This window comes from Tenacibaculum profundicola (assembly GCF_057220795.1).
Window position 1 is genome coordinate 914,430 of sequence record NZ_CM170137.1, and the last position, 13,350, is coordinate 927,779.

Below are 13,350 nucleotides of genomic sequence, written 5' to 3' on the forward strand. Positions count from 1 at the left end.
ATACTAAAACAAAATAGCTATCAGTGCCCCCTTCATCAAACCGTACATGAAGTTTTCCCTCATACGGCTTACCGAATAGAGTTCTTCATGCTACTTTCGAGAGTGTCTTTAAGCGAGCAACTTTTCTATATCTAGAAGATTATACAATCTAACTAATGTTTCATAGGGACGCTGGCGAAGCTTCAGTTACAAAAAACAGCACAAACGTATCGTTTCCCCCCTTACTGTCAACGGATCAGTCAACAGGGCATATAGCGTTAGCTTATCGGCACGCCATATGCTTAGTTATTGGCTTTTCGTTTTTTAATTAACTAGTTCCGATTTTAATACCATATTCTTTGTAGCTTTTTACTAATAATGATAGCTTGCTTTCAAAATAATCAATAAACCACTGGTCATATTCTAAAAAAGGAATTTGTTTTTTCATGCTGTCCTTCTCTTCGTTAGATTTTATTAAACTATTCGATAGCATAATTCCTGATATAAGTGCATTCAATATACCTTGACCAGATGCAGGGTCTAACAATCCCGCTGCATCACCACAGAATGCGACTTTACCATTGAATAATGGTCTAGTTAATCTCCATTGTACGTTATAGCATGAATAATTATTACTGGTTTCCAATAGATTGTACGGAAAGTTTAAGCTATTTTCTTTTTTTGTTGTTAACAATGTCCAATTGAACTCACCTTGGGCTTTAGGAGCTATCCATAACCATCCATTATTTCTTGGGATAAATTGAGTTTTATTGTGGTCTATATTTTCATTTCTATTTGAATTACCTGACCAGCAAAAGAGAGGAGAAGAATATTTAACATCTTGATGATCTATATGTCTTTTTAATACTCGATTATAGCCACTCGCATCAATACAATACTTACATTTTAACTCCGTTTCTCCTAAAAACACAGTAGTATATTCATTGCAAAATTTAAAGTCTTTTACAGAAATTACGTTCTTATAAACAGGTATTTCGTCTTGATGTAATTTGTCTAACAATTTTTGATTAAAAATTGATCTTTCAATGTGAAAACCAAACCAATCTTGATCTCTCTCAATACTCAACTTGTTTGCATTATTATTGATGTATATTTCTTTAAAAACATTGTTCTTGCTATGGATAATTGAGTCGCTTAAACCTAAATCGCTTAAAATCGAAAGCACACCAGGATGAACACTTTGTACCAAAGTTTTATTTGTTGCTTTTATTGATCGAGTAATTACGCAAACTTTTAAATTAGCTCTTTTGCAAGTAATCGCAGCCGCTACTCCAGCAGGCCCTGCTCCTATGATAATAACATCAAACAAGACTTCGATTAATTATAGCTTTTGGTTTCCCAATCTCCAACTTTATCATCTTTAACTCTGATATAAGCAATGGCTTTCCTTGTAACTTGACAAATCCAAAGATCCTTACAATCTATAACTCTTCGTTTCTGCATAGGGTCTTTATCCATATCCATTAAATTGCCCTTTGGATTTTTTTTGTTTTTTACAGTACGTACATAAACAAAAAGGTATCCTTCTCCTTTCAAATTCTTACTTTTTCTAGAAGTTACATCTAAAGAATCGAATAGTTTGTTTTTAGGTAGACAAGTAACATTTATTTGTTCTTCCCAATTATTAATCTTTAATGCAGATACCAGCCATAATTGAGTAGACCAAACCTTCTTCTTATCTATAGTTTTGACGCAAAATCTTTGGGCATCCATTCTTTGAATTATTTCTTTCGACTCTAGTTTTCTCAAAATTGATGCATCAAAACCGATTTTAGGATCATAAAGGTTTTGTAAGTAATCTGCTCGCTCTATGTCTGTGTAGTTTATTTGAATTTTATTGTCTGCAACTTGAATAAATGGTCCTTGCTCACCATCCCAACCTAGAGACTCTTCTATTCCGTTAAATTCAACGTGAGGTGAATTCTTATGAATACCGATTTCTCTATCCATGAGAGGTATGGCGGTATTTGGTTTTTTTCCAAGTATGGACTCCAGTGAACCTTGGAAAGTCCGTCCTGCATCTGGAGAAGTAACTGGCCACATACCATTTGCAGCAGCACAAAGTTTCATATCTTCTGGAAAAGGTGAGCCTAATCCAAATGTTGATAAATATGGTTTTTTTTGAGGCCCTGAGTAGGTGACATCCCAACCAGGAAAAAAAACACCTGTCCCAGTATCTGGCAAGTGACTAGTTTGATAATAATCTCTATTAAAATTGTAAAGGAGATTAGTACTTTTCTTATTATTTGTTAGGTCATTTTTTAGACCTACTACAGCAGTTATTGTATCAAAACTTTTGTCTTCAAGGAAGCTGTCACTAAATGCTTTAGAATTAGTGAATGGGTTAAATATATTGGGGTTGCCTCTTTGCCTAATTCCACTTAAGTTCATAGTACCACCTTCAAAAAAGTCTTGATCGGTATTAACTTTTGGTTCCTTTCTATTATAGGTATTACGAATGTCATTACTATCGATATAAGGAAAAAAATCGGGTGCGGTAACTAATGAAAATGCCGACAAAATAGGAGCGTTTAAAAGTATTGAATTATGACTGACTTCACTTTTTAGTATAATATTTGCAGAAATACAACCATCACAAATGGTATCTTCAAATAGAGCAGCATAGTAACCTCCTTTTTCTATTTTTTCTTCGAAAGCACGATTATTATAAGACTCACCATTTATGTGTTGTATGCCATCACTGGTCTGTTCATATTTAATGTTTGCAAACAAAGGAGATACTTTAGGAGATTTAAATGCTGTAGTTCTCCTATCCCTTCTTCCTAAAATATCTGCTATTACTACATTCGTTGTTTCATGACCATCTTCATTGGGCATCTTATAGGCTCCGTATCTCCTGTTATAATGGCTTCCACCTCTATAATCGGGAACTTTAAAGCTTATTTGCTTATTATTTTGCATTGCACTTCTAATAAGCGGACGAGGTACAGAATTAATTAATACACTTGAGCCAATTCTGTTGAGTTTAACAAGTTCTTCGTCATTGTTATGATATTTCGTTTTTTCACCACTATCAAGAGTTGAGTTGATTCTAGTAAAAGGCGGAGAGTCAAGGTCAAATTTTTCGTTTAAATGTATTTTATCATCTTTATATGAATAAGATGCCAACCTTTTGAGTTTTTCATTTAGATGATATTCCCCATATTGAATTTGGAAACTATCTGTATTTGATATCTTTTTAATTGGTTGGATAAAGTGTCGTGCACCCAAATTGGTTTTTTCACTTTTTTGTTCATTCATTATCTGAATCTTCAATTCAGATACATCTATGAGTTCGACAACAAATAATGCATACCGTGCTGGCATGACAGCAATATTTTTTTCTTGTTTTTTTTCAAGGGGTAAATTTGAAAAACATCTATTTTCTGAATCGTAATTTTCGGGATGGGTTCCAATTCTTGCAATTCCACATCGTGAAAAAACCATTTGTGCTGATCGGTTAATGTCTGTTTTCCATGATTCAAATGGAGGAGTCTTAAACGCTGGTCGATATTCATATGCAAGAACAGCAAGACATACATTATCCTTATTTATATAATTGAAAGAGTCGATAGCAACAAAAGAATATATATAATCTTCTAATTGATCTAGAATTTCAATACTAGGATAAGAAGTAAATATCTCCGACTTTATTCTCGGAGATGCAAGTAAATGGTAAAGAAGACTCATTGAAGGTTTACCAGGTTCAATTAATTTGTTACCAGCAAAGTCTTCACACCCTTTTATTTTTTTTATTTCACTTATGTTTACAAGTGGTTTTGTAAGTTCTTCGGTCTTGGTTGGGTCTAACGTGATTTGAATTCTAAGTACATTTAGAAGATATCTGTCCCAATGTTTTAATTTTAACCAATTTAAAACTGCATTAATTTTTAATTGGTCAGATTGAGAAATGTCATTCATACCGTTGATGCTATTCGCACCATAAGCTTGGTGGCCAAAAATGTCAAAAACTGGGATTGCAGAAAAACAGACTCCTGCTGCAATTGATTTCTTTATAAATTCTTTTCGATTCATTCTGAATTAATATTTAATGAATGCGTAGAGTAGAGCCTGATAGCCATCTCTATATTTTTGTATTACTTATTTTACCAAATATACAAAAACAAAATAGCTATCAGTACCCCCTTTTCATCAAACCGTACATGAAGTTCTCCCTCACACGGCTTACCGAATAGAATTCTTAATACTCCTTTCGAGAGTGTCTTTAAGCGAGCATACTTTTCTATGTTCAGAAGATTACACAATCTAACTAATGTCTCATAGGGACGCTGGCGAAGCTTCAGTTACAAAAAACAGCACAAACGTATCGTTTTCCTCCTTACTGTCAATGTATCAATCAACAAGGTATGTAGCGTTATATCGGCACGCCATATGCTTAGTTATTGTGGTGTCGTTTTTTTTATTCTTTTTTTGTTTTCTACCGTAATTTCTGATCCTTCAACTAACATTACAGAAATTGGATTGACTGAATTCAAACATTCAAATTCTTTTCCGTATACAGTTCCAAAGTCTATATCAATTTCATAATCTTTCACTTTATATGCTTCCCACCTTGGATGGGTTACCTCATATTCATTAGATATACTTTGATTTACTTTTGCATATCCCCAATAATGTTCAGTAATGAATTCTGTTTCACTATTCGATTCAATCTTGAATTTTTCAATACTCCCATCAATTTTTATTGAATTCCATTTACCTGATTTCTTCCATCTATATTTAACCGTTCCCCTATTTTCGTTTGAAATCCAAGAGTGTTCCATTGGCAATGTTTCATAATTTTCATTATAAACTGTATTTGCCACAAAAGTCAAAGCCAGTTTCGGCACAATCTCTTTAATAAATACGACACCTCGTTTCCATTCCCCATTATCGTATCGTTTAACATAAAATCGTAAATTAACTTCTTCGAAATTTGTATGAAATGGAATTTTAAGTCCTAAAAGTTTAGTGTTAATAAACATAAATCCGACCAAACTAACATAACACTTTCCATTCCACAAGTCCAACTCAGTCCCAATAGGCACGTATTTATCTAGTAATTTTTTATCTATTATATAATTCGCTAATGCAAGTTTTCTCCATTCTGCTTTTAGAAAGCTCATTTAGTTTGATTTTAATGCACCATAACTAGTGTATATGCGTAATTGCGCATATTTACCTCTCAAATATAAGTAAATAGAGCTGAGATTAAAAGTGTTTTTAGGGTTGATTGTATATCTAGTTTTAAGTTTAACATCTAATTACTGAAATTTCATTGATCTCACCTGTGTTAATACTTCTATATGAAATCAACAAGAGTATAATCACAAAAGATTTATCATGCTAAAAGATAATAATATGTTTACAAATAACCGTTTTATAAACGCTTACTGTAATTTACTTACCAACAATTAGATCAAAGAACTTTTCTGTTTTTTAGGTATCGGAGCACCTTCTATTAGTTTTTAATTCGTTTACTAAATCTTAGACATAAAAAAACACCCTTGGTTATGGTGCTTTTTGGTAAGTTGAATTATATGTTTTGTTAGGGTATTACCATAAAGTAAAGTTCTGATATAATGAACCGCCGTATACGAGATCCGTATGTACGGTGGTGTGAGAGGCGCACTCTCTTCTTTAACGAGGAGAGCCATCTACTCGATTGTGCTTAGTGTTTTTTACAACAACTAAAATTTTATACCATAATTAGATAAATATTCTGCCCATTTTTTTTCAAAACTATTTTTAGAATTAGTAATTGCTTTATTAATTAAAGACACTATACTTGGCTCTAAATATTTACCATTAATTAAAAGTTTCTCTATTTGAGAATCTAGCTTTATCAAAATTTCCACATTACCCTCTTTAAAAGTAATTAATTCATTTTCTATTAATACTTTCTTTTTTTCAAACTCTCTTTTCAATACCTCTTGCTGATTCATTCTCTCTATATTGATTTCAATAAAATAAATGCTCCAATCATCATACCTATAGCAAACGCAATGAAAGAATACTTAATTATTTGTTTTTTTAAATCTTTTGATAATCCCATATCGCTATTATTTTAAATTTAAAACCATAAATTAATGGTAATTAATTTACGGTTCTATAGATTACTAGTGAGTTAATTTATAAACAGCCCAAGCAGCTAAAGCACCTATTGCCAAACCAACAACAAACGCACCACCTACTGCAGCTGCAGCTATTAATAATGGAGGTACTGCTCCTCCATTTATTTCTCTCATTTCAGATTCATTTAATGAATCTACATTATAATTTAAAATATTATCCATTTTTTTTCGTTTTTAAGTTTATTTTATTTACCTGCTAAATATGCTGCAGCTCCAATCCCTACTCCTGCAGCGAATGCTCCAACACATGCTCCAGCAACAGCTTTAGCAGAAATAGCAATACCCCAAATTACTAAAGGGACAAATCCTCCATCTGTTTCAATCAAATCATTTGAATTCAATTGGATTACTCCATAATTTTCAAAATTTTTCATTTTTAATTATTTAAAAGTTATACATTGTTTTTGAAAATAGATTAAATGCGCGTTTTTATTTTCATATTGCAAATGTCTTTTAGTTCACTGCAAAAACCTTGCAGTAAGCACTTTTTTTAGATTATAGCTTATCAGCATTAAGCACAACGTCTCGGGTATATTGTCGTAGCTGACGTTAGGAAGCTATGAAATATGCCTATTGTGTGTGCCCAGCATGGGCATCTTTATTTTATCGCAAGATAAAATATTAATCTAGAGGGTGCAAGCCCCTTATGGGTTGGGGTAACGCCCATAACTATTAGCAAGTCGCAAGGGTGGAATCCGTGAGGGTTTATCAGAAGGAAGCGAGACTGCAAAACTCGGTACTGACGAACAGAAATCGTATACAGAGGCTAGTAGTATTTGGATAAGGTAGCACATCATACTAACGTCCACAAGAAAGGGTATTATTAGTAGATACGGCAGGAATTGAGGGAAAGAAGATGCCATTACCTGGGGAGGTCTCCAAAGTCACGTGTGACTCTATGGAGAAGTCAGCAGAAGTCATAGTACTTACAGCAAACGAGCTTTGATAAAAATAAAGAGGTCTTACAAGTAAGGAAGGACGGAACGTATATTTCCTTGAAATTCGCATAGGAGCACCTTGTGTAGCCTATGCTTAAATAAAGGATAACGTTAAAGGAGAAAAAAGCTTTAATGTGATGATATACGAACCGCCGTATACGAGATCCGTATGTACGGTGGTGTGAGAGGCGCACTCTCTTCTTTAACGAGGAGAGCCGTCTACTCGATTGCCACCAGTTATCTTATCAGATTTATTATTTTCGGGTAAAGCTTTTCAGTACTTCCATTATTCGTTTTAACAGCAAATAATATCGGCAATATAATCTTTAAAGCATAAAGTCCAATCCATACATAAAATAGAATTTCATATGTTCCGTAATGCATTATTTTAAACAACGCAAAAGCGGTAATCGAAATAAAGGTTACAACTGACCAGACTATTTGAAAATTTAAAAGATTTGCTCCAACTTCTTTTAATCCAATTATCTTATCCTTTTTATTCATCCATAAAATCAGAGGTAGAATTATATTTCCGACTGGAATAGCTAAAAAGATTATTACTGATAGATGAAAAATGATTAGATAACTTTTGTCTGTTTTTTTTCCATAATCTAAAATGTCTTCAGCATAATATCAAGAACTTCACAAATTAAATTCAAGGTTTTTCCACGAGGTTCACTTTCATTATTTTCAATCCGCTGGATTGTTCTTAAGTTCACTTTTGCAGATTCGGCCAATTCCTCTTGAGAAAGTCCTTTTGTTTTTCTTACTTCTTTAATTTTTTTTCCGATTTCGTTCATTGTTAATTTTGTTTTCTTGTTTCGACAAAACTACTTATGAATCAATCATAATGATAACGGTTTGTTTGCGACATTTATACGGCATTCTTGTCTTTCTGTTGATTACGTATGTTCATTTCAAATGTGCTTGCAGAGTAGAGCCTGATAGCCATCTCTATATTTTTGTATTACTTATTTTACCAAATATACAAAAACAAAATAGCTATCAGTGCCCCCTTCATCAAACCGCACATAAACTTCTCCCTCACACGGCTTACCGAATAGAGTTCTTCATGCTGCTTTCGAGAGTTAGTTAACAAGGTAAGTAAAGGGTGCCTCTTCCTAATCAAAGTCGATTTAAACCAACATAAAAAACACCTTAAATAAAGGTGTTTTTTATGTTGGTTTAATTAGATATTTTAATCATAGAATACTGCTTCACATATTTTATATCCGTTATTATTTGAATGTACTGTAAAACAAATTGGTATTACATAAGTATATGGGTACATTAATATTAGAAATAGTTATGAAAAGCTAATTTCAACTTTCAATTACTATTCAATACTTTTTATAGATCTTCTCATTTTTAACAAATGATTTTTAAACCCTGCTTTTTCATACGCTTTGATGGCAGCCATATTATCAGAATAAACATCTAACCTTACTTCATCAATACCATGTGAAGAAACCCAAGTAAGTAAAGACTCAATGATCTTTTTATTGACCCCTTTTCCTCTGCAAGAAGGCCTAGTATACATGAACCCTAAATAACCAAACTTATCAAATTTAAAATACGATTTCGGAGTTACAATACTTGCAAAACCAGAGCCGAGTAGCTCATTATTTTCTTCTGCTACCAACACCTCTACCCTCTCTGATAAAATCATCGATTTGATATCGTAATAGGATATTTTCTCTTCTTTTAACGTTACATCAAAAGGACGCTCTACTTGAATTAATGCCTGCTCAAACTCTAATAGTACAGGTAAATCTTTAAGGGTTGCTTTTCTAATTTTTATCATTAATTGAGGGTCTTTCAATATTAACTATTCCTAAGTAAATAAATAAAATAATTAAATACACCACATGAAAAACACTCAATGGGCTTCCATTAAATAAGTCGTACACCACCTTTAAAATTCCAATAGAAACAAGTAGTAGTGTAATTTTACTATTCGTACTAACCTTTTTAAAGATATACATCAATGAAAAATACAGTACTAAAATACACCCAATAAAGTTTAGCCACAAATAACTTACAATAGGTTCAAGACCTTTCTGCTCTAGATTATATATTCCGAAGTAATAAATCAAACAAATAATTAACTGAGTAATCAATGCGCTTATAAACACCGCATTTCCTTTAACTTTTTTAAAGAAAAAAGCCAGTAAAAAAATCCCCAAAACATTTCCATAAAAAATAGACCCGATAATATTCACCAACTGGATTAAATTGTCAAATAAATTCGCGACACAAGCAACTGAAATAGCCAAAATACCCCAGCCTAAGGTAAACCATTTCGACATGTTAACATAATGTGCCTCTGAATACACATTCGTAACATTTCTTTTATAAAGATCCATAGTACTTGTTGATGCCAATGCATTTAATTCAGACGCTGTTGATGACATCGCCGCTGATAAAATTACCGCTAGTAACAACCCTATCAATCCCTTCGGTAAATACTTTAAAATAAACTGAATAAACACGTAATCCTTGTCATTAGTTTCAACGGAATCATCTGCTTTTTTAATAACGGCTCGTGCTTGTTTTTTCAAATCTTTGTCTTTTTCATTTAAAGCCTGAAGTTCTTTTTTATTCTCGGAGGTTAACCCATCATATATCAATATTTTCTTGTCGTTTTCTATTTGTCTATGTTCGGCTTCTAAAGTCTTGTATTCCGCAGCATACTCAGAATTAATAACGGCTTCTTGTGCTTTTGGATTAAAGTTTAAGGGAGAATTGTTAAATTGATAAAACACAAACACCATGACTCCTACTAGCAAAATAAAAAATTGCATTGGCACTTTCAACAAACCATTAAAAATGAGACCTAATTGACTTTCTCTAGCCGATTTACCAGACAAATACCTTTGCACCTGACTTTGATCTGTTCCAAAATACGAAAGCATTAAAAAAGTACCTCCTAAAATCCCTGTCCACACGGTATAACGATTGTTCAGATCTAAAGAAAAATCTAACACCTCCATTTTATCACTAGCACCAGCGATTTCCAATGCCTTTATAAAAGTTATATCATCTGGTAAATATTGAAGAATTAAGTAAAAAGCGATAAACATTCCTGCAAAGATGACCGCCATTTGTTGTTTTTGCGTAACGCTAACAGCTTTTGTACCTCCTGAAACCGTATATATAATCACTAAAACCCCAATAATTATGTTTAAGGTAACTAAATCCCACCCTAAAACTGCAGATAAAATAATTGCAGGCGCAAAAATTGTTATACCTGCTGCTAATCCTCTTTGTATTAGAAACAAAATAGCGGTTAAGGTTCTTGTTTTTTTATCAAATCGGCCTTCTAAATATTCATACGCTGTGTATACGTTCAGTTTATGGTAAATCGGAATAAAGACCAAACAGATGATAACCATAGCTATAGGCAATCCGAAATAAAACTGAACAAAGCCCATTCCGCTATGAAAAGCTTGCCCTGGTGTAGACAAAAATGTAATAGCACTCGCCTGGGTTGCCATTACCGATAGCCCAATAGTCCACCAATTTGTTTCACTTCCTCCTTTTATATATTCTTCAACGTTTTTACTTCCTTTCGTTTTCCATGCCCCGTAAACAACAATAAATGCTAAGGTTATGGAAAGCACAATCCAATCAATAGTATGCATCTTATCCAGTAAATTTATTCATGATTATATAAAACAGTGAGATATAAACTAAATTAGCAACGAGAACAACCGTATACTCACGTTTCCAATGATTTTTTTTAGGGGTCATATAACTTTTATCATTTTGGTTTCTTATAAAAACTAGCTAATAAAGCCTCTTCACTCCAAGATGTTGAAGAAAACTGAACTGGATTACCTTTGGGGCTTAATGGGTTACCATATTTATCTTTATCAAACCAAGTTATGAATTTAGGTAATAATAAACCGTTAACATTTTGCCAATCATTATAGCGAATAATGTTAAACTTATCAGATGGCTTCTTAGAAAAATAAGTTACGGTATAGGCCAACCACTGCATTTGATAGGTTTCTGGGTGAAAATATAGGTAATAATTATCATCGGGAGAAGTTCCTATGTTGGCTTTGTAAGAAATTTTTATCCCTGGGTAAGAGACGTTCTTATATGATAATGGTTTTGTTTCAGAATATACGATGCCTTCATCAGCCAATACAAAAGGCATTGCATAAAAATAAAAGTACAGATTGTAATAAAACTCCGGAGTTCCTTTAAAAGCGGTTGAATCCTGTTGATTTAACCATACATTTTCACCATCAAAACCTACAGTGTAAGAATCAGCTTTCACCATTGTTCTTCTAGAATGCAGGTCTACAGTATGCTTCTCCCCCTTTAAAGAAAACCTCAAGGTTTTGGCTTTTTTCCATAGCTCAATACCACCATGTTTATCAACCACCTTATTAAGGTTTTGACTTGGTTTGACTTCCGCTACTTTCCCCTCTCTCTTTACTATATTTTTATCTTCTATTTTCTTGCACGAAAAACTAGTCAAACAAAGTAGCATTAGTAATATTATTTTCTTCATTGTTTATTGAGAGTTTATTCTTTATTGAACCTCTAATTATAAACTCGAAAACACATCTCCTCTTTAAATCATAGCGATTCGTAAATTTAATTAAACAATCACTTTATTGTACTCAGGCTTATTTCAAGACCCATCCTCAAGCTTCAATACATCATTCGAGTTAAAACTACGAGCTAAAGTTACACTTTTAAAAAATAAAAATCCTGAGCATAACTCAGGATTTCTGTTTTTTAATTATTTTTAAATTCATTATTCGTTATGAAGAAATCGTTGTTTAGCTAATAGTTCTTCATCAGCTTCCACGTTATCTTCATCAGGAACACAACAATCAACAGGACAAACAGCCGCGCATTGAGGTTCTTCGTGAAAACCTTTACACTCGGTACATTTATCAACAACTATATAGTAAATTTCATCTGACACAGGCTCTTGCTCTTCTTCAGCATTAACATTTTTACCATTAGGTAAAACAACATCTCCCTCTAAATCAGTACCATCTGCATAACGCCAATCATCTGCTCCTTCGTATATTGCTGTATTCGGACATTCAGGTTCACATGCCCCACAGTTTATACATTCATCTGTTATTATAATTGCCATAATAAATCTCTTTCAGTTTTGTAACTTTGCAGTTGCAAAAATAGCGCCAATTTAATTTAGAACCAATATAAATGGATAACATAAAAAACAGAATAGAAGCTTTTGGTACGTTAGGCCACTTTCTAAGTCAGTTTTCAGTAGAAGAAATAGCACAAAAACAACATATTCCTTTTAATGATTTATTTTTCGACGGTTTTAAGCATCAATTAAAAATAGCGGAAGAAAATAATACTTGGTTTACCAAGGAAAATTTGCTTTTTGCCATTCAAAACTGGTCGAAAGCATTAACTCTAGATAATTTGAATCAATGGGTCAATGATGAAAAGATTGGTGAAAATACTGCTAAAAATGTAGCTGTGATTATGGCAGGAAACATTCCTTTAGTGGGATTTCACGATTTTTTATCAGTTTTGATTTCAGGGCATTCAGTACTGGTAAAGCAATCCTCAAATGACAAGCATTTGCTGCCTTTTTTGGCGAAATATTTAGAGTATGTATTGCCTGAACTAAAAGGAAAAATTGTTTTTACCGATGAGAAGCTACCTGATTTTGATGCTATCATAGCAACCGGAAGCAATAATACCGCTAGATATTTTGAGTATTATTTTAAGAACAAACCAAATATTATTAGGAAAAGCAGAAATTCAATTGCCGTAGTTACAGGTAACGAAACGATAGAAGATTTTGAGAATTTAAGTGAAGATATTTTTAGGTATTTTGGTTTAGGATGTCGCTCTGTTTCAAAATTATTTGTTCCGAAGAACTATGACTTCGAAACTTTTTTTAAAGGAATGTACAAACGTCATGAAATCATCAACAACACAAAATATGCAAACAATTATGATTATAATAAAGCTGTTTATTTGATGAGCGAGTTTGATGTTTTAGAGAATGGTTTCTTGATGATTAAAGAAGACGAAAGTTACGCTTCTCCTATTGCTACTGTTTTTTACGAATATTACGATTCTATTGATAATTTAAAAATTAAACTATACCAAGATAGAACGCAAATACAATGTGTTGCTGCTAAAAATTTTATGCCAAATGAAATCCCTTTTGGCCAAACCCAACATCCTGAATTATGGGATTATGCCGATGGCATTAATACCCTTGATTTTTTAGCCAATCTGTAAGGTTAACATCTGTATAATTT

At 32.8% G+C, this 13,350-nt stretch carries 13 protein-coding genes; 1 reads left to right on the top strand and 12 read right to left on the bottom strand.

From position 1 onward, the window contains the following. Positions 1-307: 307 nt before the first annotated feature. The 12 genes from AC2TDS_RS03810 to AC2TDS_RS03865 form a co-directional block, all read right to left on the bottom strand. Positions 308-1,309 carry an NAD(P)/FAD-dependent oxidoreductase gene (locus tag AC2TDS_RS03810; RefSeq protein WP_484737798.1) on the bottom strand — a complete coding sequence of 334 codons (1,002 nt, stop codon included), beginning with the start codon at positions 1,307-1,309 and terminating at the stop codon, positions 308-310. 8 nt (positions 1,310-1,317) lie between these two features. Then, a complete protein-coding gene (locus tag AC2TDS_RS03815; protein WP_484737799.1) occupies positions 1,318-4,035 on the bottom strand; it encodes a hypothetical protein in 2,718 nt (905 codons plus the stop codon). A 365-nt stretch (positions 4,036-4,400) separates the two neighbouring features. Further along, positions 4,401-5,126 carry a YqjF family protein gene (locus AC2TDS_RS03820; protein ID WP_484737800.1) on the bottom strand — a complete coding sequence of 242 codons (726 nt, stop codon included), beginning with the start codon at positions 5,124-5,126 and terminating at the stop codon, positions 4,401-4,403. 564 nt (positions 5,127-5,690) lie between these two features. Beyond that, positions 5,691-5,945, bottom strand: coding sequence for a hypothetical protein (locus AC2TDS_RS03825; protein WP_484737801.1), 255 nt, complete (start codon positions 5,943-5,945; stop codon positions 5,691-5,693). A 174-nt stretch (positions 5,946-6,119) separates the two neighbouring features. Then, positions 6,120-6,296, bottom strand: coding sequence for a hypothetical protein (locus AC2TDS_RS03830; RefSeq protein WP_484737802.1), 177 nt, complete (start codon positions 6,294-6,296; stop codon positions 6,120-6,122). Positions 6,297-6,319: 23 nt separating this feature from the next. Beyond that, positions 6,320-6,508, bottom strand: a complete 189-nt coding sequence (locus tag AC2TDS_RS03835) for a bacteriocin (RefSeq protein WP_484737803.1) — start codon at positions 6,506-6,508, stop codon at positions 6,320-6,322. Positions 6,509-7,309: 801 nt separating this feature from the next. Continuing rightward, entirely contained in the window at positions 7,310-7,690 is a 381-nt protein-coding gene (locus AC2TDS_RS03840) for a DUF4870 domain-containing protein (protein WP_484738916.1), read from the bottom strand. After that, on the bottom strand, positions 7,684-7,872 hold the full coding sequence (gene relB, locus AC2TDS_RS03845) for a type II toxin-antitoxin system RelB family anti-toxin (protein ID WP_484737804.1): 189 nt from the start codon (positions 7,870-7,872) through the stop codon (positions 7,684-7,686). Before relB ends, AC2TDS_RS03840 begins: the two co-directional genes overlap by 7 nt. A gap of 536 nt (positions 7,873-8,408) precedes the next feature. After that, positions 8,409-8,876, bottom strand: a complete 468-nt coding sequence (locus AC2TDS_RS03850; RefSeq protein ID WP_484737805.1) for a GNAT family N-acetyltransferase — start codon at positions 8,874-8,876, stop codon at positions 8,409-8,411. Then, on the bottom strand, positions 8,863-10,716 hold the full coding sequence (locus AC2TDS_RS03855; RefSeq protein ID WP_484737806.1) for a sodium:solute symporter family protein: 1,854 nt from the start codon (positions 10,714-10,716) through the stop codon (positions 8,863-8,865). Before AC2TDS_RS03855 ends, AC2TDS_RS03850 begins: the two co-directional genes overlap by 14 nt. Before the next feature lie 119 nt (positions 10,717-10,835). Continuing rightward, positions 10,836-11,597: a DUF6503 family protein gene (locus AC2TDS_RS03860; RefSeq protein WP_484737807.1), complete on the bottom strand. Its 762-nt coding sequence runs from the start codon at positions 11,595-11,597 to the stop codon at positions 10,836-10,838. Between the two features lie 249 nt (positions 11,598-11,846). Continuing rightward, on the bottom strand, positions 11,847-12,197 hold the full coding sequence (locus AC2TDS_RS03865; RefSeq protein WP_484737808.1) for a 4Fe-4S dicluster domain-containing protein: 351 nt from the start codon (positions 12,195-12,197) through the stop codon (positions 11,847-11,849). 71 nt (positions 12,198-12,268) lie between these two features. Here AC2TDS_RS03865 and AC2TDS_RS03870 point away from each other — a divergent pair, with 71 nt between their 5' ends. After that, positions 12,269-13,330, top strand: a complete 1,062-nt coding sequence (locus AC2TDS_RS03870; RefSeq protein WP_484737809.1) for an acyl-CoA reductase — start codon at positions 12,269-12,271, stop codon at positions 13,328-13,330. The last annotated feature ends 20 nt before the right edge of the window (positions 13,331-13,350 follow it).

Bases quoted from the DNA above. Each gene is read 5' to 3' on its own strand.
- AC2TDS_RS03815 (WP_484737799.1), bottom strand. From the start codon at position 4,035: ATGAATCGAAAAGAATTTATAAAGAAATCAATTGCAGCAGGAGTCTGT.
- AC2TDS_RS03835 (WP_484737803.1), bottom strand. From the start codon at position 6,508: ATGAAAAATTTTGAAAATTATGGAGTAATCCAATTGAATTCAAATGAT.
- AC2TDS_RS03855 (WP_484737806.1), bottom strand. From the start codon at position 10,716: ATGCATACTATTGATTGGATTGTGCTTTCCATAACCTTAGCATTTATT.
- AC2TDS_RS03820 (WP_484737800.1), bottom strand. From the start codon at position 5,126: ATGAGCTTTCTAAAAGCAGAATGGAGAAAACTTGCATTAGCGAATTAT.
- AC2TDS_RS03865 (WP_484737808.1), bottom strand. From the start codon at position 12,197: ATGGCAATTATAATAACAGATGAATGTATAAACTGTGGGGCATGTGAA.
- relB (WP_484737804.1), bottom strand. From the start codon at position 7,872: ATGAACGAAATCGGAAAAAAAATTAAAGAAGTAAGAAAAACAAAAGGA.
- AC2TDS_RS03850 (WP_484737805.1), bottom strand. From the start codon at position 8,876: ATGATAAAAATTAGAAAAGCAACCCTTAAAGATTTACCTGTACTATTA.
- AC2TDS_RS03830 (WP_484737802.1), bottom strand. From the start codon at position 6,296: ATGGATAATATTTTAAATTATAATGTAGATTCATTAAATGAATCTGAA.
- AC2TDS_RS03860 (WP_484737807.1), bottom strand. From the start codon at position 11,597: ATGAAGAAAATAATATTACTAATGCTACTTTGTTTGACTAGTTTTTCG.
- AC2TDS_RS03825 (WP_484737801.1), bottom strand. From the start codon at position 5,945: ATGAATCAGCAAGAGGTATTGAAAAGAGAGTTTGAAAAAAAGAAAGTA.
- AC2TDS_RS03870 (WP_484737809.1), top strand. From the start codon at position 12,269: ATGGATAACATAAAAAACAGAATAGAAGCTTTTGGTACGTTAGGCCAC.